Below are 26,052 nucleotides of genomic sequence, written 5' to 3'. Positions count from 1 at the left end.
GATGAGACATAATAAAAAATTTAATCATTTAGGTCGTACTAAATCTCATAGAGACGCTATGTTATCAAATATGGCCAGTTCTTTGATTCTTCATAAAAGGATTTTCACAACACTGGCAAAAGCGAAAGCATTGAGAATGTACGCTGAACCCCTTATCAATAAAGCAAAACAAGATACGACTGCTTCGAGAAGAACAGTATTTAGTTATTTACAGAATAAAGAGGCTGTTACTGAACTTTTCAAAGAAGTTGCTACAAAAATAGCAGATCGTCCAGGTGGATATACTCGCATATTAAAGACGGGTAATCGTTTAGGGGATAATGCTAAGATGTGTTTTATTGAACTCGTTGATTATAACGAAAATATGTTGAAGGAAAAGGCTACTAAGAAAACAACAAGAACACGTCGTTCAAAGAAAAAAGAGACTACACCTCTTGTTGAAGCTGCAGCTGCGGTTGAAGCAACTCCTGCTACTCCGGAGGCTCCTACTGCCGAAGTTCCTGCAGCGGAAAAAAATAGTGCTGAATAAAAATACAGAAAATACATATATAAAAAGCACGACTTGTCTATAAGTCGTGCTTTTTATATATGTATTTTCTAGTCGTCATATCCAATAAAAATATATGATTTATTGAATCTGATTTCTATATCATTTGATAACTGTATCTCGATATATCGTTTTTCTTTTTCTATTTTGGTTATTTTTTTGTCTGGATGGTGGTTTTGTACAAAATTATTTATTGCTTGGGGTATAATTCCATTTGGAACTTCTGATGCTATACATTCGATATTTTTCCATTCTCCGTTTTTATAAAACTTTATTCTGTCTCCACTATTAAAAAGTACGTTGTACCTTTTTTCCCTTCCATCTTTTTCATACTTAACTTGCAGAATATTGTTATTAGAAAAGTATTTTTGAATGAATTCCTGTGCAGGTTCAGGTAATCTTTCCGTAGGTATTATTTCTTCTTTATCACAGGCTGTTAACATTATTAGAATAGTAAAACAAAATAATTTTGCGACAGATTGTTTGAATTTAGTTATCATATACCAATTGAATTTTTTGTTAAAAATGATTTGATTAATTAATACAAACTTATAACTCAAATTTGTAAAGAATCTGGAATTTATTTGAAGTTAGAAGAGATAAACAGTTTTGATAGAGTATTTATAAGGTAAACAAAACATATAGTTTAAGTGTTTATATAATTTAGGAAAATATTTAAATTATGATTATGAAAATAAAAAAAATTGTAGGAAGAGAAATTCTAGATTCAAGAGGTAATCCAACTGTAGAAGTAGATGTTTGTTTAGAATCTGGAGTTATAGGGCGGGCGGCTGTTCCTTCTGGTGCATCTACTGGATCGCATGAAGCATTGGAACTCCGAGATGTTTTAAGTCCTCGATATGGGGGCAAAGGGGTAACTAAAGCAGTAGAGAATGTAAATAAAAAGATTGCTCCATATTTGATAGGTAGGTCATCCTTAAATCAAATAGAGATAGATAGAGAATTAATTCTGATGGATGGTACTCCAACAAAATCAAATTTAGGTGCAAATGCTATTTTAGGGGTATCTTTAGCTGTAGCTAAGGCTGCTGCTGCATACTTGAATATTCCGTTATATCGGTATGTTGGGGGTACAAATACTTATGTGTTACCGGTTCCTATGATGAACATTATAAATGGTGGATCTCATTCCGATGCACCGATAGCTTTTCAAGAATTTATGATACGTCCAATTGGTGCATCGAGCTTCAAAGAAGGACTGCGAATGGGAGCCGAAGTTTTTCATACATTGAAGAAGGTTTTACATGCACGAAATTTAAGTACTGCTGTTGGTGATGAAGGTGGTTTTGCTCCTTCTTTAAGTGGAATTGAAGATGCTTTAGACTCAATTATGGCTGCAATAGAAAAAGCTGGGTATCAACCTGGAAAAGATCTTACAATTGCTTTAGATTGTGCAGCATCGGAATTTTATCATGATGGAATATATGATTATACTATGTTTGAAGGAGATAAAGGTGTTAAACGGACTTCAAAAGAACAAATTGATTATTTGAAAACGTTAATTGATAAATATCCGATAGATTCTATTGAGGATGGTATGAGTGAAGATGATTGGAATGGGTGGAAATTATTGACGGAATTAATAGGCAAAAAATGTCAGTTAGTAGGCGATGATTTATTTGTAACCAATGTTGAATATTTAGAGAAAGGAATTCGTACAAGTTGTGGAAATTCGATTTTAATTAAAGTTAACCAGATAGGAACGTTAACTGAAACATTGAGGGCTGTTGAGATGGCACAACGAAATAGTTATACTGCAGTAATTTCTCATCGTTCGGGGGAAACAGAAGATACGACTATAGCTGATATTGCAGTTGCGACGAATGCTGGACAAATAAAAACAGGCTCGTTAAGCCGTTCAGATCGTATGGCTAAATATAATCAGTTACTACGTATTGAAGAAGAGTTAGGAAAAGATGCAGTTTATGGTTATAAAAAAATAAGGATGTGATATTTGTTAATCATGTCAAGAAGAGCAAGTACATCCCTAAAAGAGAAATTCATTCTTATCAGAATATATGTGATAGGGATGAATTTGTTAAATTAGGGCTTGTTAAGAATCGGCCCTTTTTATAAAGGGCGTATTATACGTATTCCAGTTTGATTCTTGAATTTAGACAATTGTTTTGATAAAGGAACATTTTCTATTATGACTTTACGTGCATTCAATGATGCATGTATAAGATATATGTGTCCATTTATATTTTGTGCTATTCCGACATGGGTAATATCTAATCCGGGACGATCTGTAGTTATTGCAATAATATCTCCACTTTTTATCCAAGATAAATCTATATTTTCTAATTTGTTTTTAGGAATGTAATAAATGCTGTCGATTGTTATGTTATTTTCATATTTTTTGATTTCTTCGATGGCCTTTAAATTATCCTTTAGAGCATTATATCTTTCCGAGTGTTTTGACATAAAGTATAAATGTAAAGGAACTCTGTCTATTGAATATTCTTGAGTCATTTCTTTAACTATGTTTTTTTGAATATTATTTAGTATCCAATCACTAAAATAATGTAGTCGAGAAGCATATCCATTGATAACACCATTACGATACCTTATGTGTTGTAATGTTTGAGCAAAATCTTTTGTGGATTTTTGACCTTTTTGTTTGGTGGTGGCTAGGGCTAAAACTGTTTCAACAAAAGTTGTACAATCAAAAGCATGTAAGTTAATGATTAGACTTTCATTTAGACAAGTATCTAATGTCCCACTAGCATATGGGGTTCCTTGTAGTTTTTTTGCATAAAAGAAGACATAGTCATTTTTTGTTTTCGCATGAATATTTTCATTTAATAAGTTTTCGATGTATATACTGTCTTCAGGTGTGCATAGTTTTTGAGCCCTCATATTGTTTGACAATATGAAAGAAAAAATAATTACAAAGGCCAAAGTTTGTTTCATATTTATATTTTTTCTTTGATAAGCAAAAATACAAAATATGAAATAAGAATACTATTTTATTAAAAGTATAATTAGAATTGGATTTTTGTATGATGTAATAGTCAGAAACAGAGGCGATATAAGAAAAAAGATAAAAAAAGTTCTTCAAAGATTTGTATATTATAAATAAAAAGTTTTATCTTTGCACCGCTTTTCGAGCGAGGGGAGCGAGATAGTAAAGAGATAGCGAAGAAAGACACAAGAGTATAGTTCTGGAAAAGTTCAAAAAAAGATTTGGAAAAATTTGGAGCGGAAACGAAAAAAGTTTTATCTTTGCAAAACTTTCGCGCTTCTAAGGGAGCAAGGAAATGCAAGAGGTCATTGAAAGTATTACGATAGACAGAGAGAAATGTAGAAAGAGACGGGCCCCTTTGGGAAACCGGAGGGGGTAATAGTCCACGTCAAGAGAATAAGGAAATGATACGGGCATCAGAGCAGGGGATGATATCGGCTTTTACGGGAGTAAGAAAAAGAAAAAAATAGATATTACAACGAAGAGTTTGATCCTGGCTCAGGATGAACGCTAGCGACAGGCCTAACACATGCAAGTCGAGGGGCATCAGGTATCAGCTTGCTGATACGCTGGCGACCGGCGCACGGGTGAGTAACGCGTATGGAATCTGTCTGTAACAGGGGGATAACCCGGAGAAATTCGGACTAATACCCCATGCCGCCGGTTTTTTGCATGAAAGGCCGGCGAAAGGGTAACCGGTTACAGGTGATCATGCGTTCCATTAGCTGGTTGGCGGGGTAACGGCCCACCAAGGCGACGATGGATAGGGGTTCTGAGAGGAAGGTCCCCCACACTGGTACTGAGACACGGACCAGACTCCTACGGGAGGCAGCAGTGAGGAATATTGGTCAATGGGCGGAAGCCTGAACCAGCCAAGTCGCGTGAAGGAAGACTGCCCTACGGGTTGTAAACTTCTTTTGTATGGGAGTAAAAGAGTCCACGTGTGGGCTATTGCAAGTACCATACGAATAAGCATCGGCTAACTCCGTGCCAGCAGCCGCGGTAATACGGAGGATGCGAGCGTTATCCGGATTTATTGGGTTTAAAGGGTGCGTAGGCGGCCCTATAAGTCAGCGGTGAAATGTTCCGGCTCAACCGGGAAACTGCCGTTGAAACTGTAGGGCTAGAGTCCACAAGAGGTATGCGGAATGCGTGGTGTAGCGGTGAAATGCATAGATATCACGCAGAACCCCGATTGCGAAGGCAGCATACTGGGGTGAAACAGACGCTGAAGCACGAAAGCGTGGGTATCGAACAGGATTAGATACCCTGGTAGTCCACGCCGTAAACGATGAATACTAACTGTTTGCGATATACAGTAAGCGGTACAGCGAAAGCGTTAAGTATTCCACCTGGGGAGTACGCCGGCAACGGTGAAACTCAAAGGAATTGACGGGGGCCCGCACAAGCGGAGGAACATGTGGTTTAATTCGATGATACGCGAGGAACCTTACCCGGGCTCAAACGCAGGAGGAATGCGTATGAAAGTACGCAGCTAGCAATAGCCGCCTGCGAGGTGCTGCATGGTTGTCGTCAGCTCGTGCCGTGAGGTGTCGGCTTAAGTGCCATAACGAGCGCAACCCTTATCGATAGTTACTACCAGGTGAAGCTGAGGACTCAATCGAGACTGCCAGCGTAAGCTGCGAGGAAGGTGGGGATGACGTCAAATCAGCACGGCCCTTACGTCCGGGGCGACACACGTGTTACAATGGCAGGGACAGCGAGTAGCCAGGCAGCAATGCCGCGCCAATCTCGAAACCCTGTCCCAGTTCGGATCGGAGTCTGCAACTCGACTCCGTGAAGCTGGATTCGCTAGTAATCGCGCATCAGCCATGGCGCGGTGAATACGTTCCCGGGCCTTGTACACACCGCCCGTCAAGCCATGGGAGCCGGGAGTACCTGAAGTATGCAACCGCGAGGAGCGTCCTAGGGTAATACTGGTGACTGGGGCTAAGTCGTAACAAGGTAGCCGTACCGGAAGGTGCGGCTGGAACACCTCCTTTCTGGAGTAAAAGGGAAGATATCCTCCACAAAGAACGCTCAGGCGTCCTCTTTCCGATAAATGAGACGGAGACGACCCCGTTTTTTTCTACGGTCTATTGTAACAAGATAAAAGAGAAGAAGCAGCCCGGCAGAGGGATGAATTGACAGTCCTATAGCTCAGTAGGTTAGAGCGCTACACTGATAATGTAGAGGTCGGCAGTTCAAATCTGCCTGGGACTACCAAACTGGCAGAAGTTTGGGGGATTAGCTCAGCTGGCTAGAGCACCTGCTTTGCACGCAGGGGGTCAACGGTTCGAATCCGTTATTCTCCACGAAAGAAGATCTTTGACATACTGAAAAAAGAAAAGAACAAACAAAAAACCTAGCAAACCAAGAAAGAAAGCGAACCAGGTATACATCACACCGGAGGGCCGTCGGAGAATCGGCGGCAATAGCCGGGAAAAGAAAGTAAACAAGGGCGCATGGAGGATGCCTAGGCTCTCGAAGGCGAAGAAGGACGTGATAAGCTGCGAAAAGCTACGGTAAGGAGCAAATATCCGCTGACCCGTAGATCTCCGAATGGGGCAACCCGTCGTCGCAAGGCGACACACTGCAAGTCAGTGAGCAAACGTGGGGAACTGAAACATCTCATTACCCACAGGAAAAGAAAATAACAATGATTCCGCTAGTAGTGGCGAGCGAACGCGGAAGAGCCCAAACCGTTCCTGTTTCGGCAGGAGCGGGGTAGAAGGACCGCCGATAAAGGCAAGAGCGGAGGAAGTCGAACCAATTGGAAAGTTGGATCAAAGAAGGTGACAATCCCGTAGACGAATCCGAAGCGAAGCCGAGGCGGCACCTGAGTAGTGCGGGACACGAGAAATCCTGTATGAATCCGCGGGGACCATCCCGTAAGGCTAAATACTCCCGAGAGACCGATAGCGAACCAGTACTGTGAAGGAAAGGTGAAAAGAACCTCGAACAGAGGAGTGAAATAGACCCTGAAACCATGCGCCTACAAGCGGTCGGAGCTTCTATATGGAGTGACGGCGTGCCTTTTGCATAATGAACCTACGAGTTACTTTTGTTGGCCAGGCTAAGGGCTTCAGGCCCGGAGCCGAAGCGAAAGCGAGTCTGAACAGGGCGTCATAGTCAGCAGGAGTAGACGCGAAACCAAGTGATCTACCCATGAGCAGGTTGAAGGTTGGGTAACACCAACTGGAGGACCGCACCGGTAAACGTTGAAAAGTTTTCGGATGACTTGTGGGTAGGGGTGAAAGGCTAATCAAACTTGGAGATAGCTCGTACTCCCCGAAATGCATTTAGGTGCAGCCTTCGGGTTCGAGTTGAAGAGGTAGAGCGACTGATAAGATGCGAGGGCTTCACCGCCTATCAAGTCTTGATAAACTCCGAATGCTTCAACTCAAGACCGAGGAGTGAGGGCATGGGTGCTAAGGTCCATGTCCGAGAGGGAAACAACCCAGACCATCAGCTAAGGTCCCGAAATAATAGCTAAGTTGAATTAACGAAGTAGAATTGCAAAGACAGCTAGGATGTTGGCTTGGAAGCAGCCATTCATTTAAAGAGTGCGTAACAGCTCACTAGTCGAGGAATTCTGCGTGGATAATAATCGGGCATAAGCTATTTACCGAAGCTATGGAATATGCAAATATTGGTAGGGGAGCATTCCACGGGTCGCAGAAGGCCTGTTTTGAGACAGACTGGAGACAGTGGAAAAGCAAATGTAGGTATAAGTAACGATAAAGGAGGCGGGAAACCTCCTCGCCGCAAGACCAAGGGTTCCTGATCAACGCTAATCGGATCAGGGTAAGTCGGGCCCTAAGGCGTAGCCGAACGGCGCAGCCGATGGCAGAAACGGTTAATATTCCGTTACTGAATGTAGGAGTGACGCGGAGACGGAGCAGTGACACATCCGCCTGCAGACGGAATAGCAGGTTGAAGAGTGTAGATATTGTCCCGGTAGGCAAATCCGCCGGGATAGTCGAACTTGATAGTACCGGGCGTCCTCGGACAACCGGATAGCGATGGTAATCAGACTCCCAAGAAAATCCGCTAAACATATGCTACATTCACCCGTACCCCAAACGGACACACGTGGTTGGGTAGAATATACCAAGGCGCTCGAGAGATTCACGGTTAAGGAACTAGGCAAATTGACCCTGTAACTTCGGGAGAAAGGGTCCCGACTGAAAGAAGTCGGGCGCAGAGAATAGGTCCAGGCAACTGTTTAACAAAAACACAGGGCTGTGCGAAATTGGAAGATGAAGTATACAGCCTGACACCTGCCCGGTGCTGGAAGGTTAAGAGGAGACGTCATCGCAAGAGAAGCGTAGAATTGAAGCCCCAGTAAACGGCGGCCGTAACTATAACGGTCCTAAGGTAGCGAAATTCCTTGTCGGGTAAGTTCCGACCTGCACGAATGGTGCAATGATCTGGACACTGTCTCAACCGTGAGCTCGGTGAAATTGTAGTATCGGTGAAGATGCCGATTACCCGCAACGGGACGGAAAGACCCCGTGAACCTTTACTGCAACTTAGCATTGAATTTGGGTACTTGATGTGTAGGATAGTCCGGAGGCAGAGAATTGGGTACGCCAGTATCCGAGGAGCCGCTGTTGAAATACGGACCTTTGATTATTTGAATTCTAACTCTGTATTAGAGAGGACACTGCTTGGTGGGTAGTTTGACTGGGGTGGTCGCCTCCAAAAGCGTAACGGAGGCTTCTAAAGGTACCCTCAGGCCGATTGGTAACCGGCCGTAGAGTGTAATGGCACAAGGGTGCTTGACTGAGAGACCGACACGTCGATCAGGTAGGAAACTAGAGCATAGTGATCCGGTGGTTCCGCATGGAAGGGCCATCGCTCAAAGGATAAAAGGTACTCCGGGGATAACAGGCTGATCGCTCCCAAGAGCTCATATCGACGGAGCGGTTTGGCACCTCGATGTCGGCTCGTCACATCCTGGGGCTGGAGAAGGTCCCAAGGGTTGGGCTGTTCGCCCATTAAAGTGGCACGCGAGCTGGGTTCAGAACGTCGTGAGACAGTTCGGTCCCTATCTGTTGTGGGCGCAGGAAATTTGCGAGGCTCTGACACTAGTACGAGAGGACCGTGTTGGACCGGCCGCTGGTTTATCAGTTGTTCCGCCAGGAGCACTGCTGAGTAGCTAAGCCGGGATTGGATAAGTGCTGAAAGCATCTAAGTACGAAGCCAGCCTCAAGATAAGATTTCCCTAGAGGGTCGTTGCAGACGACGACGTAGATAGGTTGCAGGTGTAAAGGCAGTAATGCCAAAGCCGAGCAAAACTAATCACCCGAGACTTTCTGTAAGGTATGATTCCGGTAGTGCCGGATACGTGGTATCGTTCTGTCGTTTGTTGGTGTTTTTCTTTTTCTTTTCTTTTTTTGTATGGCAAAAAAGAAGGCATTCAGGTGGTTATAGTGTCAGGGTTCCACCTCTACCCATTCCGAACAGAGAAGTTAAACCTGACCGCGCCGATGGTACTGCGTCACAGTGGGAGAGTAGGTAGCTGCCGTATTATAGGAGAATAGGGAGGAGAGAAGACCGCAGGGTCCTGCTCTCCTCCCTATTTTTTTCCCCTTGGAGATGCATTTCCCCCCTTCCCTTCCATTCCATTCGGTTCAATGTAAAAATCAGAGGTTTTCGTAGTTTAAGCATAAATTTTAATTAGCCTGAACAGAAAGAACGTCTTGTCCTTTACTACTCTGAACTGTGAATGGAAACTCTTTATTTTAGTATTGAACGATTCGGATGCAGCGTTTGTAGAACGTTTATCAAAGAAGTTTATGATTTCTAGATAATGTGCCTGTATGGTCTTGCTACTCTACTAAAAGCAAGGAATCCTGATTTGTCTACCTGTTCATACTACTTAGCCGGTCTTGTCAATGCCGTATCCTTATGTTTGCACTGATGATATATCAATCCGAGTCTTATCGAAAGATAATACGTTTTCTTTATGTCAGAATATTCCCTGAACAGGATACCAGCATGCACACGTTGTGATTCGGTCCATAAGGATTTTCTCATATAGAGGAGATATATGCTTATTGCCAGCAGCTGTTTCCATGAATCCCCGTTCTCGAATGCCGGAGCATAATATGTCTTCTCGCAAGCTTTTGCATGGGTCATCTGTATGGAATCCTCATCCAGAGCTTCTCAGCGTGCCTTCACCCTTATTTTCTGAACCGCTTCATGCAACTTCTGCGCATGGAAACGATCTGTTACACTGCGTGTCTCAGGAAAGAAGATACGTGCCGTCTGCTCCATATTAGGAGCCATATCAAGGGTTATCTCCCTAAACTGGAACCTTCTGCCTCTAGGTAGCTGTAATAGGATGCATGTAACAGTCCTTATATCAGTACCTTTTATGATTGCAATAATACTTACTGAATACCCGTTTTTTCCTTGTTTATCTTACCTCGTGAAAGGCAGACTTCATCAAATTCTACATATTAGTTACGGTTTACATAATGTTTCTCATTCTTCACAATCCACCGGTGACGGCGGATATTAAGGAGAAGCTTCTTGATACGGAACAGTAAATTCTGAACCACAATCTTAGAAAAACTTGCTTCCAACTTTTAGGTTAGAGTATTCACTGGGAACTGCGTTTTTCTCTTCAAGGTAAATCTCTATTTCTGTACTATTTTCCTTCACATCTGAGATGAAGAAATCATCCAATGTTCCTTTTGGAAGAAAAGGATGGTAACCTTTGCTTCCCATGACCCTTGCTGGTTTGTTTTAGCTAATAATACGATTTTATCGGATTTATTCCTCTGGTTTTTACGTTGAATCTCTTTTCCTCTTTCATTCTACTTCCCCCAGATGTAGTGATATTCCCTGATTCAGGGAGTAACGGTGAATTTACTAAGAAAGAAGATCTATGGATAAATATATTGCCATTTTTAGAGAGACTATATTATTATATTATGTTGTGGGTTTCTACTTTTTAGGGAGTTGAATTTTACTTTTATCACAATTATTTGAAATATTCTATTTGGGAAAAGGGTATGCCCTGCTTATCTTTTTCTGATAATATTATGTTTTCAGAGGAGATAGGCCATTGAATATTTATTTGAGGGTCGTTATATAGTAATGTTACTTCATTTTGAGGTGAATAAATGTTATCTACTTTATATACAAATGTGGTAGTATCACTAAGAACTAGGAATCCATGCGCAAATCCTCTAGGAATATAAAGTTGTCGTTTATTTTCACCAGATAATTCGACTATAATATGTTGGCCGAAAGTTGGAGAAGTTTTTCTTAAATCTACAGCTACATCAAGTACTCTCCCTTTGAGGACGCGGACCAACTTAGCTTGCGAATATTCTCCTTTTTGGAAATGGAGACCTCTTAGTACTCCATATTTGGAGTGGGATTCATTGTCTTGTATAAAATCGATTTTGCCAATGTATTTGTCAAATAATTCTTTACGATATGTTTCCATAAAGTACCCTCGTGCATCTCCAAAAATTTGGGTTTCAATAATGAAAACTCCAGGTATGTCTTGTTCTATAAATTTCATGGATAGTATTTTTGCAAATGTACATAGTTTTGATTAATTATCAACTTATGAATAAAATAAATTTAAATGATGATAATTTTTTAAGTGGGCATAGCTTTAGTTGTAAAAAATGAATTTATTTTTTTCATTTAGGATGTTTTTATGATTTATGTAATGATGTAAGTTTTCTTTTGTTATTAAGTTTTTTGATTATTAAATAGTTTGTTGATTTAGTATCATATGTAAATTGATCCACTTCAATATTCTGCATGGATCATATGATGCTCCATTCTTGTAACGTTGCCATTCTTTTTCTAATGATTCTCCTTTGACCCAATGAGAGACTGTTCCAGTTCTTAAATTGTATACAGTTTCATCAATCCAGTCTTTTAATTCGTTAGTAAACCATCTATTTTGATGAGTATCGTTAATAAGTTCTTTGGGAATTAGACGTGTGCTTGTTGGCATTAGTCCTTTTGCATTGTGGTGAACAATCCATTTGTTTGTAGAAGGTTTTATTTTTATTTTTTCAGGAGTTATGAAGAATAATTCTATAAGTCTATGATCGAGAAAAGGTTTACGTAGTTCGGTAGAAAAGGCCATACTTATTCGATCATTAAGGCGCAGAATATGAGGAATTTTTTCGTAAAATAGGTCTTTATATTTTGTATTGTCAATTTTATTTTGAAAAGGTTTAGGATATTCAGGTGTTTTTGCGAGTTTTATAAATTCATCTTTTAAACATAGAGGAGTTTTATTTCCATAATACGGATTAGTCTTGATAATAGGGTAACTTCCCCAAGTTTCGTCTAATCCGGTTCCATCACATAAAACCGTTGTGCCTCTGTTTTTAGCGATGCGGAAAAGATGAGTATACGCTAAGGTATTTAGTTCGTCAAATGGTTCATCTTGTATTTTTGCGATAAAATAGGCTTCCTTGCGTATTATCTTGGATGTAATTTTTATTTGTTCATGTTTGTAATGAGTATGAGATAGCATTTCAGTGGTCCACAATATTTCATTAGATAATTTATTCTCATTGTAATATGAGAATGCTTTAATAGGTAAATAAGGTGCATTTTTATGTATCAAACCTAGTAATAAAGCAGAGTTGATACTACCAGAAAGATTCATCCCTATGGGAACGTCAGCTGCTATATTGTTGCGTATACTATCATTAGTTATTTCTTGGAATCGTTCTATAAATTTTTTTTCATCTTGGGGAACTTCTATTTCTTTAATAGCTTTATCTAATTCGTACCATTTACAAATATTTAAAGTGAATCCGTTAAAAAGTAAACTACTTCCTGCTGGTAATTGATATATGTTATCCCAAAAAGTTTCGTAGGGCATTCCATGAGATGAGTATACAAAATATTCGGCCCATCTGGTGGATGACATTTGGCGATTGACTCCTGCTGCAAAAAGGGCTTTTATTTCAGATGCGAAATAAAAATTTCCTTTTTGTAAACTAAAATATAAAGGCTTTATTCCAATTCTATCTCTTGCTATGAATATGTGCCGTGCTGATTGGTCATATATGGCTATAACGAAATTTCCATTTATTTTATTAAGCATTGTTTTACCCCATCTATGCCATGCTTTTGATAAAACTTCTATCATGCTATTAGTCTGGAAAGTATAGTAATGACAAAGATAGTTTCGTAATTCTTTATAATTAAATATGTTACCGTCTAGTAATGTAATTAGTCCGGTTTCCTCATCTATAAAGGGCTGATTGCTATCATCACTGAGGTCTGTTATTTTTAGACGATTATGAGCTAATCCTATTTGAGCATCAACAAAAGATGAGATCCAAAATGATACGGTATCAGGACCTCGGTGTTGCTGAGCTTTTATCATTTTATTAAGTAGAGGTTCCATCTGTTCGACTTCTCCTGCTATTCCTGCTATTCCACACATATTGCTGTTTTTTTATTGTTTAATGGATACGTTGGTATTAATGGAACAACGTAAGGCTATATCTATTACATTGTTGAAGTTTTGTTCGCTTATTAAATAGGTTAAGGATTCTGGATAATGTTTGTTAGATTCTTCATTTTTCCATTGAGACCATGCTCTGACGAAAGAGTAATAAATATCATCTTCATCTGTTGAATTTGCATATATTGTATTGTTGTTTTTTAGTAGACGTTTTGTTTCGGAATGATATTGAGTTAGGGCAATAATTGTCCTACCTGAGGCAATATAAGCTGGTAAATAATGGGGTAATAATATTGCATCATTATTGTTTTCTTCTATATGCAATAGGGCAGATGTTTCTTGAAAGAGTTCGAGAAGTTTATAATAGCTTACGTTGATTATGTAAGTATTTGACTTTAACCCATGTTTTTTGATACGTTTGATTATTTTACTGTCAATGTTTCCAGTAAGTAAAAGTTTTATATGATTTTTTCCTTCGTATGATTGTTTGATAAATCGAGAAAAAGCGTTAAGAAATCGATGTTGGAAAATTCCGTTGTTTAAGTTTCCAGGGTATAATAGCGTAAATGTAGATGGTGAAAATTTTATGTTAGTATCATTTGGATCCAAATGCAAACCTTCTATATTTGAATTTGGAAAGGGTATATATAGTAGCTTTTGTTTTAAGTTAGGAATGCGTTTTTGTAATCGTTCGTATAGTCGCATTGAAGGACAAGTTAAAAATGCTGCTTTATTGATGATATTTGAGATATTGTATTTTAGTTTTTTATTGTAGTAATAAAAGTGTTTTTCTTTGAGTAAAGTATCCCAATTACTTGATGCATCTCCAATCCATGGGATATTTGTGGATATTTCAGATAATGCATGGTTTATTATATTTGAATTGTTTCCTGGTAAAACGAATATAAGGTTAAATTTTTGTTGTTTTTCTAAGAGAGAGCAAATGTTTTGTTTCCAAAGATTTATTTTTTTAAGGTAATGTTTTTGTGGCCTAAAAATAAGTTTTAGGATTGATTTTAATGAATAGTTTTGAGAATCTGAACTGTCTGCCATGTAATATGTATTAGCTTTTTGTAACCAGGAAGGACTGTCTATGAAGTTTCCACTATATAAGATTGAAATTTGATGGTTCCCGTGTAATAATGCAGATATTATATGTGCATATCCAGAATGGATACATTCTGGATATGTCTGTAAACTATCAGTTAAAAGTAAAATATGCATGGCTATTGATTAAAATTTTTCTTATTTAGAAGATTTAATATATTGAGCTGTCTTTATAATTGAGTATAGCTCTTTTAGCGTATTAGCTTCAGATAGTTCTTTTCCGTGTATTGATACATTGTATTCTTCTTCTATCATCATTATACATGAAGTTGCAAACATCAAATTCCACTCTTTTAATTTTTTAAATGGGGTTTGAGGTTTTAAATCGTCTTTTTTAGTTTTATATAATAGTAATGATATCTTTTGTATAAAAAGTAATTCATCCATAAATATCTATTTTTAAGATAAAACGGTTTATAATACCTTTTGTTCAATAAAATGGGACTAAAATCTTTATTTATCGGACGATATTTTGAGGGATTTAAGAGATAACTAATGCAGATTAGTCGATTGTTTTTGTACAGATGAGAGAATAAAATTACATTTGAGATGTAAAAGTTGTATTAGCAATCTCTAATGTTACTGTGAAGTAATGAAAAAACTCGATGAAATAAATATTTTTTCGATTAAACTATTCTATATATTTTGGTTATGTGTCCGTTACTCTGTGAAGAGTAACGGATACTTTTTGTTTATAGCTTTTGGCAGATATTAATAATGTCTTTTGTATTATGGGCGATATAATTAGCACCACTCTCTAATAGTTCTTTCTCAGTGCGAAACCCCCAGGTAACACCTACAGATATTATGTTACTGCTTTTAGCTGTTTCCATATCAACGTTTGAATCTCCAATATATATTGAATTATTGGCTGAGACGTTAGCTTTGTTAAGAATTTCTGTAACAATAAAGGGATCAGGTTTTGTTGGAATACCTTCTCGCTGCCCTAATATAGCGATGAAATTAATATGTTTTCCAAAGTAAAAATGTATTAGATTTTCTGTAGCTTCTTGGTATTTATTTGATGCTACAGCTATTAAAATACCGCTTTGTTGCATTTGTATTAATACATCATTTATACCGGGGTAAGGTCGTGTATGGTTTGTATTATGAGTATTGTAATGATATAAAAAATGTTTTCTAATAAGATTTATATTTGTTTCGTTTCTTTCTTTTTGAGGTAATGCTCGTTCAAATAGTTTTTTGATTCCATTTCCTACAAAATAATTATATTCTTTTATATTGTGTTTGGGGAAGCCACATTGCTCTAATGCATAATTGGTACTTTCGGCTAAATCTTCTATTGTATTTAGTAAAGTTCCATCTAAATCAAATATTGCAAGTTTTATCATTTGTGCTATTTTTTGTGGCGAATATACAAAATATACAGATATTTTAAGGTTTTATAGGGATATAATAATATTTTAATTATTAATAATATACAATTATTTCATAAAAATGTGTGCGCACACATTTTTATAAGAACATATTTTAAAATAATCATTATATTTGCACTCACTATGTGTGCGCACACATAGTGAGTGCAAATTGAAAATGGATAATAAAAAAAAAATACGAATATCAGATATTGCACGCTTAGCAGGGGTCTCTGTTGGGACAGTAGATCGTATATTGCATAATCGGGGACGGGTATCTAAGGAAAAAAGAGCCTGTGTTGAGCGCGTTTTGAAAGAAGTTAATTATAAACCTAATTTGATGGCCCGTTCATTAGCTATGAAAAAGACTATTAATATTATAGCTTTGATACCGTCCTTCAAGACTGGAGAATATTGGGAAGATATAAATCGGGGAATTAGCTGTGCAGAGACTGAACTAGATTTATATAATGTTCGTATTGAGAGAATTCTTTTTAATCAATATGATGAGCTCTCTTTTAATAAGGCAGTAGATACATTGTTAAAGAAAGAATTTCAGGGAATATTAATTGGAACTTTGTTTGGGGAACCTGTTGTTCGTTTATCTTTAGAACTTGATAATAGGAAAATTCCCTATGTGTATGTCGATTCGAATATCATAGGGCAGAATTGTTTAGCTTATTTTGGCACTAATTCTTATGATGGTGGATATATTGCGGCTAAATTATTGATGGAAAAAATTCCAGAAAATTCAGATATTCTTATATCTCGCATTATGCGAGAATGCAAAAATTGTTCTACACAAATATGTAATCGGGAAAAGGGGTTCATTGATTATTTAACTAAATGTGATTATCAGGGTCAAATTTATTATTGTGATTTGAGTATTGATGATCCTCTATATAATACTCAGGTATTAGATGAAATTTTTAATTCAACAGGAAAATATATAAAAGGGGCTGTTTTATTTAATTCAGTTTGTTATGTGTTAGCTGATTATTTGTCTCGACATAGAGAAAAACAAATAAAGCTGGTTGGATATGATTTGCTTGCGCGCAATATAGAACATCTATTGGAAGGAAATATAGTCAATCTTATTGCTCAGAGACCAGAAATGCAGGGATATAATGGAATTAAAGCATTAGCTAAATATTTAGTTACTGGGGAATGTGTTCCGAAAGTTAATTATATGCCTATTGATATTTTGATCTCTGAAAATATACAGTATTATAATAATCAAAGTATATAAATTAAAAGTAATGATGTTATGACAGACTTATTTAGTGTAAAAGACAAAGTGATTGTGATGACTGGTGCAGCCGGGATTTTAGGACGTTCTATATCATCATATTTGGCTGTAGAAGGAGCAAAGATGGTACTTCTTGATCGTAATGAAACTGCAGGTAATGACTTGGTTAAATCAATAAAGAGTAATGGGTATGAAGCTATATTTTTGTCCACTGATGTGTTAAATAAAGATACCCTTATTTCTAATCGAGATGTAATAATCGAGAAGTACGGGAGAATAGATGTATTATTAAATGCTGCGGGAGGAAATATGGCTGGAGCTACTATACCACCGGATAAGACAATTTTTGATTTAGATGTTGATGCTTTTCGTAAAGTGGTAGATTTGAATTTATTTGGAACAGTGTTACCTACTATGGTTTTTGCTGAGGTAATGGTAAAACAGAAAGTTGGAGCTATTGTGAATTTTTGTTCAGAGTCAGCTTTAAGGCCTCTTACTCGGGTGGTTGGATATGGTGCGGCTAAAGCAGCGATTGCTAATTTTACAAAATATATGGCTGGAGAATTGGCATTAAAATTTGGTCCGGGTATCCGTGTAAATGCTATAGCTCCAGGCTTCTTCTTGACGGAGCAGAATCGTACTTTATTAACTAATTCAGATGGATCATTGACTGAGCGCTCTCATACAATTTTATCTCATACTCCTTTTGGCCGTTTTGGAGAACCTGAGGAGTTATTAGGGACGATACAATATCTTATCAGTGATGCTTCTAAATTTGTGAGTGGCACTGTTGCTGTTGTTGACGGAGGTTTTGATGCATTTTCTATTTGATTATTAATTTTAAGATTTTAGTTATGATATTATGTGAACAAACATGGCGCTGGTATGGACCAAATGATCCGGTTAGCTTATGGGACATTAAACAAGCTGGAGCTACAGGAATTGTGAATGCTTTGCATCAAATACCTAATGGCGAAGTTTGGACAGTAGAAGAAATTATGAAACGTAAGCAGATGATTGAAGATGTTGGCTTGAAATGGTCTGTCGTTGAGAGTGTTCCTGTACATGAATACATAAAAACACAAACTGGAGATTTCCAAAAATATATTGATAATTATAAGGAAAGTATTCGGAATTTAGGAAAATGTGGGATAAATATTGTTACTTATAATTTCATGCCTGTGCTTGATTGGACTCGTACGGATTTGGGATACACTTTGCCCGACGGTTCTAAAGCTTTACGTTTTGAAAGATTGGCGTTTGTTGCATTTGATCTTTTTATATTAAAGCGTCCTGGAGCGGAGAAAGACTATTCGGAAGATGAAAAGAATAAAGCAAGGGACCGTTATGAACGAATGACAGATGATGATAAGGCTTTGTTGATAAAAAATATGATTGCAGGATTACCTGGGTCTGAAGAGAGTTTTACATTATCCCAATTTCAGGAGGCATTGGACCGATATAAGGATATAGATGCAGAAAAATTGAGAAATAATTTGATTTATTTTTTAAAAGAAATTGCTCCTGTGGCTGATGAAGCAGGGGTTATGTTAGTTATACATCCTGATGATCCTCCTTATTCTATATTGGGGTTGCCTAGGATTCTAAGCACTGAAGCTGATTTTGCCAAATTGGTGAATGCTGTGCCAAATAAATCAAATGGATTATGTTTGTGTACAGGTTCTTTTGGGGTTCGTCCTGATAATGATTTAGCTGGTATGATGGAGCGTTGGGGCGATCGGATAAATTTTGTTCATTTACGTAGTACACAAAGGGATGTTGAAGGTAATTTTTATGAGGCAAATCATTTAGAAGGTGACGTAGATATGTATAATGTAATGAAGAATTTTTTACTTGTACAACAGAGACGAGGTGTTTCTATTCCTATGCGTCCAGATCATGGTCATCAAATGGTTGATGATTTGCGTAAAAATACGAATCCCGGATATTCTTGTATTGGTCGCTTACGAGGCCTTGCGGAGTTACGAGGTCTTGAATATGGTATAGCCAAATCAATATTGAAATAAATTTGAGTAGAAGCCCATAAAATAAAATGCATATTTAATGGGTTTCTACTGTATTAAAATTCAGAAAGTTTCTTTTTACGAGTTATATTTTTTGCTTTAATATAATGGTAAAAAGAACTTTTATTTAAATCTATTCTTCTACAAATATCTGCAATACTCATTTCAGTTGATTGATACAGAGTTATGGCTTGTTTTATTTTTAAACTCATCTCTGTAGTCATTCCTGTAGGACGTCCTAATCTACGTCCATTGTCAATTGCTTTGTTTAATCCTGTCCGTATATTTTGTGCTGTTATATTAAGACGAAATAGATTAAGGCTTTTTATTAATGCTGCAGTTTTTGTATCGTCTGGATTGATACAGATATTGTACTCATCAGCTGATTCAAGAATAATTCCAGCGTTAATCAGTTTTTCTATGAGGTGTAGAAGCTCTTTCATCCCTCCACAAATATCTTGAAGGGCACTGACTACGATTGTATCTCCTTTTTTTAATTGAGATAGGATAGATATAAATTTTTTTTCAATAAAAATTGAATCTGTTGCAACACCTCGTTCATTCAGCTTTGAAATATTATGCTGGATAGAAACTGCATTTTGAGAAATTTTGATAAACCCTTTTTTCATATTCTCTTAATTATGTTACCTCTTGTTTAAGTAACACAAAAAATCATATTAAATTTAGTAATCTATTTTAATAAATTGAATTATAATTTACTAAAAGGATAATGTGTGAGACGAGTTTTTTTTCTTCTAATGCAAATATATAAAAAATGTCATTTTTTGAGTCTTATATAGGCTTCTTTTTAAGAAAAATAGTATTATCAAAGATATATATTGAGAGATATTTACTTTTTGATATTAAAATGTTTTTAAATTATTAGTTTACCTTTTCCTTCTCGGATAATTACAGGAATTTCATTGCTACAGTCTATAATTGTAGAGGCTTCTATACCTCCATATCCACCATCAATAATTAGGTCTACTTCATTTTTATATTTTTCAGCAATTAATTCTGGATCGGTGGTATATTCAAGAATTTCATCTTCATCTCTTACAGATGTTGTTAATACAGGATTTCCGAGTACTCTAACAATTTCACGAATAATATTGTTATCTGGGACTCTGATTCCTACTGTTTTCCTATTTTTGTAAATTTTAGGAAGGTTAGAATTTGTGGGTAAAATAAAAGTGAAAGGTCCTGGTAAATTTTTTTTCATTAATTTAAAATGGAGATTACTAACCTTTACATATTGGCTTAGATTACTCAAATCATAACAGATAATAGATAGATTCGCTTTTTGGGGATTTATATTTTTTATTCGGCATATTCGTTCCACTGCACGAACATTCAAAGCATCGCATCCTATGGCATATACTGTGTCTGTCGGATAGATGATTATTCCTCCGTCTTTCAAAATATTAGCTACCCGGTCTATTTCCTTGCTATTAGGATTTTCCGGATATATTTTAACTAACATAACAATTCTTTTAATCTAAAATTAAAATTACAAATTTATAAAGAATTATTTAGGATACTACAGATTAAATAAAAAATCTAGACAATTTAGAATTTTGTCTTAAGCATTTAATTCAATATGGAAATTGTAAATTTCCATCCAATGCTAATTGCAAATATGCTATTTTTAGCATCGGTATGTTTTAATAATTTCGTTACACTTATATTATACATCTATTAAAAAAACGATTTCTGTTTCATATCCTATGCCCAGTCCTATTGAAAAGTCAAAAGTTTTCTTTTGTACTGTAGAGTTTTGTTTAATGAAACTAGATATAAATCATTTGTGCTTTATTTATTATTTTTACATGTACGATACTATAAATGAAAGTATAAGAATTAGTACTGTAAAGTAATAAGAAATTTTGAATAATTCAAAAGTTTTAAATAGAAAAATAGATTAATAGAATTTTTAATATTTTTCATTTTTGTCTTCATCACTTTTTGTGATATCTTTCAATGAAAATTGTTGATGAAAAATAAATTTTGCTTTTCTATGTGGGCAAATAGGAATATTACAATAGCTGCAGTATTTTTCATCACAAGAGTCAGAGTGGACAGATAACAGCACTTTACTTGAATAGTTGTTAGAAATGATTTTCTCTAATTCAGAGCAAGCTTTATGTCCTTGTCTTATGCTATAATACCAAGGAAGAGTAAGATCGCAGTCGATATAAAATAGATTCCCATATTTTATCATTTTTAAATTATGAATATCTATCCAATCATTTTGCCTATGTTTTTCAAGAATATCGGCAAGGGTGTTTAGCTCTTTACTGTCAGCTGTATCCAATAAATTAGTTATAGTTTTTTTTAAAATAAGAATCCCTGTTATAACTATTATTCCTCCAAAGATAAGAGCAAGGATACTATCGATCCATTCAATTTTAGTAAACCATAATATAATAAGACCTACTGTCAATCCAATAGTTGAGTATGTGTCTGATTGTAAATGTTTTCCTCCTGCAATTAAGGCAATAGAATTATATTTTTTCCCGATATATATGCTGTAAGTTCCCATAAAAAAATTGATAATTCCAGCTAGGATAATAATTATAATTCCTATATCAAGTTTTTCGACTATTCCAGGATTAAAAAATCTTTTTATTCCTTCAGAAATAATTGTTATACCGGCAAATATAATTAATAAACCTTCTATTGAAGCTGAGATTAGTTCTACCTTACCATGCCCAAAGGGATGGTTACTATCTTTGGGTTTAGTAGAAATGTGTAAACTATATAGTCCAATGAAGCCTGCAAATACATTTACAATACTTTCCATGGCATCAGTCAATATTCCTACTGAGTTTGTGAGGTAATAAGCTATAAATTTTCCAGCCATTAACAAAATAGAACCTATGACAAGATACTTTTGTACTTTTTGCTTATATACTTCTTCTTTGAATATGGTATTCATTGACGTTATAAATATTTCACCCGGCAAAAAAAATTTTTCTTACCGGGTGAGTAAATAGATTGAAATATTTATGAGTTATAGTAAAGCATCAATTTTTGCTTTTATAGAAGCTTTAGGTGATGCTCCTACTTGTTTGTCTGCAAGTTTTCCATCTTTAAAAAAGAGAATTGTAGGAATACTCCGTACCCCATATTCCGTACTTAATTCATTTTCTTCATCTACGTTGTATTTTCCGATAATAGCCTTACCTTCATATTCAGTTGCAAGTTCTTCAATTGATGGAGTTATACTGCGGCAAGGTCCACACCATTCAGCCCAAAGATCTACAACAACAAGTTTCCCTGAGTTGATTTCATTTTTAACGTTAGTGTCAGTAAATTTTAAAGCCATAATTCTATAAATAATTAGTTTAGAATAAATCAGATAATTATAATTCGATCCAAAATTATAAAAAAACAAACATATATATCTATTTGTTTCGATGTCAATTTGTTATTTGTGCATTTATTTTAAATGAAAAGTCATTATTTTCATTTAAAAAGTTAATTAGTTCTTTAGTAATATTAATTGTTGAATTACGGGCAAAAAGTTTTACAACATTGTTGGTTTCTTCGTCAATTAGTTCAAAGAAAAGCTGTGTCTGTGCTTCTTTTTCATTTGGAAGTAAATCTGCCAGAGGTTCAATATTTCCTTTGTGTAATGCTCGTATTGGAATACTTATAGTGATGTTTCTCAACAATTGGTCTTTAACATCAGGTAATTGGCTAATAGAACTAATACGGAAGTCATATTCATTCTCATTATATTTACGAGGTTGATATTGTCCTCGGATGAGAAGGTACATACCATTATACCCATAATTCCTATAATCGACAAAGTCGTTTCCGAATAAAGGAATTTCTGCAGAGCCAGAGTAATCTTCTATTTTCATTATGCCGAAAGGCTTACCCTTTTTAGTAACACCTTCCCTAAATCCAATTACAATACCTCCCATTATTATTTCTTTGTTTAGAAGGGCTGATTTGTCTGCTAAATCAACCATTTTTGTATTACAACCATATTCAAGGGCTAATGCATAATCATCAAGAGGATGGGCTGACAAATAAATCCCTACTAAATCACGTTCTTTCTCTAAGCGTTCCAAATCGGTCCATGGTTCTGTGGTCGGAATATCAGGTTTGGCAATATCGATTGCTTCACTACCACCAAATAAAGAGTTGGTCTGAGTCGCTTTATCTACCTGATATTTATTTCCATAACGGACTAATGTTTCAAGGAAAGTTTCTCCTTTACTATTTTCTGCAAAATATTGCTCCCGTTTTAGTTCTGGGAAACTATCTAAACCTCCGGACAAAGCCAAGTTTTCTATATTTTTTTTATTACAGGCATTTAAATTGACTCGTTGTACAAAATTAAAGATTCCTGTAAATGCTCCGTTTTTATTACGTTCCTCCATAATGGCATTAACAGCAGCTTCCCCTACACCTTTTATTGCACCGAGACCAAAACGAATATTCCCATCTTTATTGACCGTAAATTTCAAGTTACTTTCATTTATATCAGGGCCTAATACTAATATACCCATGGCTTTGCATTCATCCATGAGTTTGGTAATTTCAGTGATATTTGAGATGTTACGGCTCATGACAGCAGCCATATATTCGGAAGGGTAGTTCGCCTTTAAATACGCAGTTTGATAGGCTACCCAGGAATAACATGTTGCATGAGACTTATTAAATGCATATGAGGCAAATTTTTCCCAATCGGCCCAAATTTTCTCAAGAGTTTTGGGGTCATGTCCATTTTTCTGCCCTCCAGCAATGAACTTGGGTTTTAAAGCATCCAACTTATCTTTCAATTTTTTCCCCATAGCTTTACGGAGAGCGTCTGATTCTCCTCGGGTAAAATTGGCTAATAAACGTGATAATAACATCACCTGTTCTTGATATACAGTAATTCCATATGTATCTTTTAAGTATTTTTCCATTACCGGAATATCGTATTCGATAGGCTCTCTTCCATGTTTCCGGTCGATAAATTGAGGTATATAATCCATAGGACCTGGACGATAGAGGGCATTCATGGCAATAAGATCTTCGAATGTTGTGGGTTGTAATTCACGAAGATATTTTTGCATACCTGCCGATTCAAATTGGAATGTTCCGACAGTTTTTCCTTCACTATATAATTTATAAGTTGCAACGTCATTGATGGATATGGAGTCTATGTCCAAATCTTTTCCGGTATGTAACTTTATATTACTGATTGCTTCTTTTATGATAGAGAGAGTTTTAAGTCCAAGAAAGTCCATTTTTATGAGGCCAGTATCTTCAATAACAGAACCTTCATACTGAGTTACCAGCATTTTTTCTCCAGTTTCTTTATCGTCTGCTGTACTTACCGGAACCCAATCAGTTATATCATCTCGGCAAATGATAGTTCCACAAGCATGTACTCCCGTTCCTCTAACATTTCCTTCTAACATTTGGGCATATTTCATTGTATCGTGTACTAACTCATTGGACGAGTCACAAGCTCTTTGCAATTCAGGAACTGCAGCGATACAATTTTTTAGATTTATTTTGGGGGATTTGCCATTTACTTCTGGCAATCGGTCTGGTATTAACTTGGTTAATCGGTCACTTTCTGAAAGAGGTAATTTCTGTACTCGAGCTACATCTTTAATAACCATTTTGGTAGCCATGGTTCCGTATGTAATAATATGGGCGACTTTTTCGTGTCCATATTTTTCAGTAACCCATCTTAAAACTTCTCCACGACCATCATCGTCGAAATCTATATCAATATCTGGTAATGAAATACGATCTGGATTAAGAAAACGCTCAAACAGCAAATCATATTGGATAGGGTCTATTTGGGTTATTCCTAAGCAATATGCTACAGCCGAACCTGCAGCTGAACCACGACCAGGACCTACAGATACCCCCATATTACGGGCAGCGGCAATAAAATCTTGAACAATCAGAAAGTAGCCTGGAAATCCCATAGTCTTCATGATATGTAGCTCAAATATTAGGCGTTCCTGGATTTCTGGGTCTAGAGGTTCTCCATATCTTTTTTGTGCACCATCGAAAGTTAGTTTTTTCAAATAATCAGCTTCGAGTTTTATGCGGTACAATTTATCGTATCCTCCTAAAGTTTTGATTTTAGCGTGGGCTGCAGATTCGCTTAATACGACATTCCCATTCTCATCTTGTGTAAATTCATTAAAGAGATCTTCTTCAGTATATTTTTTTCTATATGCTTCTTCTGTCCCAAATTCCTCAGGGATGGCAAATGTTGGCATGATGGGAGGATGATCGATAGAATAAAATTCTACTTTATCACATATTTCTTGAGTATTAATTAGTGCTTCAGGAACGTCAGCGAAGACTTCATTCATCTCAGCCGTGGTTTTCATCCATTCTTGTTTAGAGTAGAGCATACGGTTAGGATCATCTAAGTCTTTTCCAGTACTTAAACAGATTAGACGATCATGAGCTTCTGCATTTTCTTCATCAACGAAATGCACGTCATTTGTGCATATAACTTTAATATTATATTTTTTTGCTAATTCAAGTATTTTTGCATTGGCAGTAACTTGTAAAGGGTATGCTTCGTGATTAGCCCTTTCGACGGTTGCTTTATGCCGTTGTAGTTCAAGATAATAGTCTTCACCAAAAATATTTTTGTACCATCTTATGGCTTCTTCAGCTTCATCAATGAGTCCTTTATTTATTTTTTTTGGTACTTCTCCTCCAAGACAAGCGGATGATACAATAAGTCCTTCATGGTACTTTTCGAGTTCTACTCTGTCAGTACGAGGACGCATATAAAATCCTTCAGTCCATGCTTTTGAAACTAGTTTTATTAGATTATGATATCCTTTTTCATTTTTTGCCAAGACAACTAAATGATAACCGCTTTGGTCTGGTTTCCCGTTTTTATCTTGCAATCGTTTCCTGGCCACATACATTTCGCAACCAATGATTGGTTTAAATAGTTTTTTTTTAGTTTCCTCGATTTGTTTTTTGAGACTTGCAATTTCTGTTTCTTTATTTTCACATTCGATTTCGCCTTTTTCGATTGCAGTTATTTTCTTTTTCAGGTCTTTAATTTCATTTGTTATAGGACCATTTTTTTTGTTGACATAATTATAAAACTCTTTTATACCGAACATATTTCCGTGGTCGGTAATGGCAATACCTCTCATACCGTCATGCATAGCTTTATCTACCAAGGCTTGTATGCTAGCCTGACCATCGAGGATTGAGTATTGGGAATGCACGTGTAAATGGACAAATGGATGCATGATATAAAATGTTCTAGTTTTTATTGTTATGAGTGTAAAGTTAC

At 36.4% G+C, this 26,052-nt stretch carries 21 protein-coding genes, 2 tRNA genes and 3 rRNA genes; 10 read left to right on the top strand and 16 right to left on the bottom strand.

From position 1 onward, the window contains the following. The first annotated feature begins 1 nt into the window (after position 1). A complete protein-coding gene (rplQ, locus tag Cop2CBH44_RS10395; RefSeq protein ID WP_021929217.1) occupies positions 2-529 on the top strand; it encodes a 50S ribosomal protein L17 in 528 nt (175 codons plus the stop codon). A 68-nt stretch (positions 530-597) separates the two neighbouring features. Here the strand turns inward: rplQ and Cop2CBH44_RS10390 are convergent, their stop codons facing one another. Continuing rightward, a complete protein-coding gene (locus tag Cop2CBH44_RS10390) occupies positions 598-1,047 on the bottom strand; it encodes a PepSY-like domain-containing protein (RefSeq protein ID WP_200754765.1) in 450 nt (149 codons plus the stop codon). 188 nt (positions 1,048-1,235) lie between these two features. On the opposite strand from Cop2CBH44_RS10390, the gene eno reads away from it, so the two are divergent. After that, entirely contained in the window at positions 1,236-2,519 is a 1,284-nt protein-coding gene (gene eno, locus Cop2CBH44_RS10385; protein WP_021929215.1) for a phosphopyruvate hydratase, read from the top strand. Positions 2,520-2,638: 119 nt separating this feature from the next. On the opposite strand, the gene Cop2CBH44_RS10380 is transcribed toward eno, so the two are convergent. After that, positions 2,639-3,481, bottom strand: a complete 843-nt coding sequence (locus Cop2CBH44_RS10380; RefSeq protein WP_200754764.1) for an N-acetylmuramoyl-L-alanine amidase-like domain-containing protein — start codon at positions 3,479-3,481, stop codon at positions 2,639-2,641. Positions 3,482-4,008: 527 nt separating this feature from the next. Between Cop2CBH44_RS10380 and Cop2CBH44_RS10375 the strand changes: the two genes are divergently transcribed. From Cop2CBH44_RS10375 to rrf, 5 genes are all read left to right on the top strand, one after another. Continuing rightward, a 16S ribosomal RNA gene (locus Cop2CBH44_RS10375) occupies positions 4,009-5,536 on the top strand. A 146-nt stretch (positions 5,537-5,682) separates the two neighbouring features. Next, a tRNA-Ile gene (locus tag Cop2CBH44_RS10370) sits at positions 5,683-5,759 on the top strand. A gap of 15 nt (positions 5,760-5,774) precedes the next feature. Continuing rightward, a tRNA-Ala gene (locus tag Cop2CBH44_RS10365) sits at positions 5,775-5,848 on the top strand. Positions 5,849-5,978: 130 nt separating this feature from the next. After that, positions 5,979-8,859: ribosomal RNA gene (locus Cop2CBH44_RS10360) — 23S ribosomal RNA — on the top strand. Positions 8,860-8,958: 99 nt separating this feature from the next. Next, positions 8,959-9,069 (top strand): 5S ribosomal RNA (gene rrf, locus Cop2CBH44_RS10355). The 16S, 23S and 5S rRNA genes sit together here with 2 tRNA genes alongside, the layout of an rRNA operon. 132 nt (positions 9,070-9,201) lie before the next feature. Here rrf and Cop2CBH44_RS16750 read toward each other — a convergent pair. From Cop2CBH44_RS16750 to Cop2CBH44_RS10320, 9 genes are all read right to left on the bottom strand, one after another. Continuing rightward, positions 9,202-9,339, bottom strand: a complete 138-nt coding sequence (locus Cop2CBH44_RS16750; RefSeq protein WP_420838996.1) for a hypothetical protein — start codon at positions 9,337-9,339, stop codon at positions 9,202-9,204. Between the two features lie 77 nt (positions 9,340-9,416). Then, positions 9,417-9,680, bottom strand: a complete 264-nt coding sequence (locus tag Cop2CBH44_RS16745; RefSeq protein WP_420838955.1) for a hypothetical protein — start codon at positions 9,678-9,680, stop codon at positions 9,417-9,419. A 27-nt stretch (positions 9,681-9,707) separates the two neighbouring features. Beyond that, a complete protein-coding gene (locus Cop2CBH44_RS16740) occupies positions 9,708-9,887 on the bottom strand; it encodes a transposase (RefSeq protein WP_420838995.1) in 180 nt (59 codons plus the stop codon). 222 nt (positions 9,888-10,109) lie between these two features. Then, positions 10,110-10,274: a hypothetical protein gene (locus Cop2CBH44_RS10345; RefSeq protein ID WP_021929276.1), complete on the bottom strand. Its 165-nt coding sequence runs from the start codon at positions 10,272-10,274 to the stop codon at positions 10,110-10,112. A gap of 256 nt (positions 10,275-10,530) precedes the next feature. Beyond that, complete coding sequence (gene rfbC / locus Cop2CBH44_RS10340; protein ID WP_021929275.1) at positions 10,531-11,079, bottom strand: dTDP-4-dehydrorhamnose 3,5-epimerase; 549 nt, start codon at positions 11,077-11,079, stop codon at positions 10,531-10,533. A gap of 192 nt (positions 11,080-11,271) precedes the next feature. Continuing rightward, the gene (asnB, locus tag Cop2CBH44_RS10335; protein WP_200754763.1) at positions 11,272-12,981 is read right to left on the bottom strand and encodes an asparagine synthase (glutamine-hydrolyzing); all 1,710 of its coding nucleotides are present in this window, start codon (positions 12,979-12,981) and stop codon (positions 11,272-11,274) included. 12 nt (positions 12,982-12,993) lie between these two features. After that, complete coding sequence (locus tag Cop2CBH44_RS10330; RefSeq protein WP_200754762.1) at positions 12,994-14,055, bottom strand: glycosyltransferase family protein; 1,062 nt, start codon at positions 14,053-14,055, stop codon at positions 12,994-12,996. A 192-nt stretch (positions 14,056-14,247) separates the two neighbouring features. Beyond that, positions 14,248-14,496 (bottom strand): hypothetical protein, encoded by a 249-nt coding sequence (locus Cop2CBH44_RS10325; RefSeq protein WP_021929272.1) that lies wholly within the window; start codon positions 14,494-14,496, stop codon positions 14,248-14,250. 305 nt (positions 14,497-14,801) lie between these two features. Next, positions 14,802-15,461, bottom strand: a complete 660-nt coding sequence (locus Cop2CBH44_RS10320) for an HAD family hydrolase (protein ID WP_021929271.1) — start codon at positions 15,459-15,461, stop codon at positions 14,802-14,804. A 202-nt stretch (positions 15,462-15,663) separates the two neighbouring features. On the opposite strand from Cop2CBH44_RS10320, the gene Cop2CBH44_RS10315 reads away from it, so the two are divergent. Genes Cop2CBH44_RS10315 through uxuA form a run of 3 tightly spaced genes read left to right on the top strand, consistent with a single transcriptional unit; the run spans position 15,664 to position 18,761 of the window. Beyond that, positions 15,664-16,734, top strand: a complete 1,071-nt coding sequence (locus tag Cop2CBH44_RS10315; protein WP_200754761.1) for a LacI family DNA-binding transcriptional regulator — start codon at positions 15,664-15,666, stop codon at positions 16,732-16,734. Positions 16,735-16,752: 18 nt separating this feature from the next. Further along, on the top strand, positions 16,753-17,565 hold the full coding sequence (locus tag Cop2CBH44_RS10310; RefSeq protein WP_200754760.1) for an SDR family oxidoreductase: 813 nt from the start codon (positions 16,753-16,755) through the stop codon (positions 17,563-17,565). Between the two features lie 23 nt (positions 17,566-17,588). Beyond that, the gene (uxuA, locus tag Cop2CBH44_RS10305) at positions 17,589-18,761 is read left to right on the top strand and encodes a mannonate dehydratase (RefSeq protein ID WP_021929268.1); all 1,173 of its coding nucleotides are present in this window, start codon (positions 17,589-17,591) and stop codon (positions 18,759-18,761) included. A gap of 53 nt (positions 18,762-18,814) precedes the next feature. Here uxuA and Cop2CBH44_RS10300 read toward each other — a convergent pair whose 3' ends face one another. The 5 genes from Cop2CBH44_RS10300 to dnaE form a co-directional block, all read right to left on the bottom strand. Then, positions 18,815-19,387: a recombinase family protein gene (locus tag Cop2CBH44_RS10300; protein ID WP_021929267.1), complete on the bottom strand. Its 573-nt coding sequence runs from the start codon at positions 19,385-19,387 to the stop codon at positions 18,815-18,817. Between the two features lie 245 nt (positions 19,388-19,632). Then, positions 19,633-20,241: an L-threonylcarbamoyladenylate synthase gene (locus Cop2CBH44_RS10295; RefSeq protein WP_200754759.1), complete on the bottom strand. Its 609-nt coding sequence runs from the start codon at positions 20,239-20,241 to the stop codon at positions 19,633-19,635. Positions 20,242-20,691: 450 nt separating this feature from the next. Then, positions 20,692-21,696, bottom strand: coding sequence for a cation diffusion facilitator family transporter (locus Cop2CBH44_RS10290; protein WP_021929545.1), 1,005 nt, complete (start codon positions 21,694-21,696; stop codon positions 20,692-20,694). 75 nt (positions 21,697-21,771) lie between these two features. Continuing rightward, positions 21,772-22,086 (bottom strand): thioredoxin, encoded by a 315-nt coding sequence (trxA, locus tag Cop2CBH44_RS10285; protein WP_021929544.1) that lies wholly within the window; start codon positions 22,084-22,086, stop codon positions 21,772-21,774. 94 nt (positions 22,087-22,180) lie between these two features. Further along, on the bottom strand, positions 22,181-26,008 hold the full coding sequence (gene dnaE / locus Cop2CBH44_RS10280; RefSeq protein WP_200754758.1) for a DNA polymerase III subunit alpha: 3,828 nt from the start codon (positions 26,006-26,008) through the stop codon (positions 22,181-22,183). Positions 26,009-26,052 lie beyond the last annotated feature (44 nt).

This window comes from Coprobacter secundus subsp. similis, from assembly GCF_015097275.1.
Classification (GTDB): Bacteria; Bacteroidota; Bacteroidia; order Bacteroidales; family Coprobacteraceae; genus Coprobacter; species Coprobacter secundus.
The sequence above is the reverse complement of the archived record's forward strand: the minus strand, read 5'-3'. Positions and strand labels throughout refer to the sequence as shown.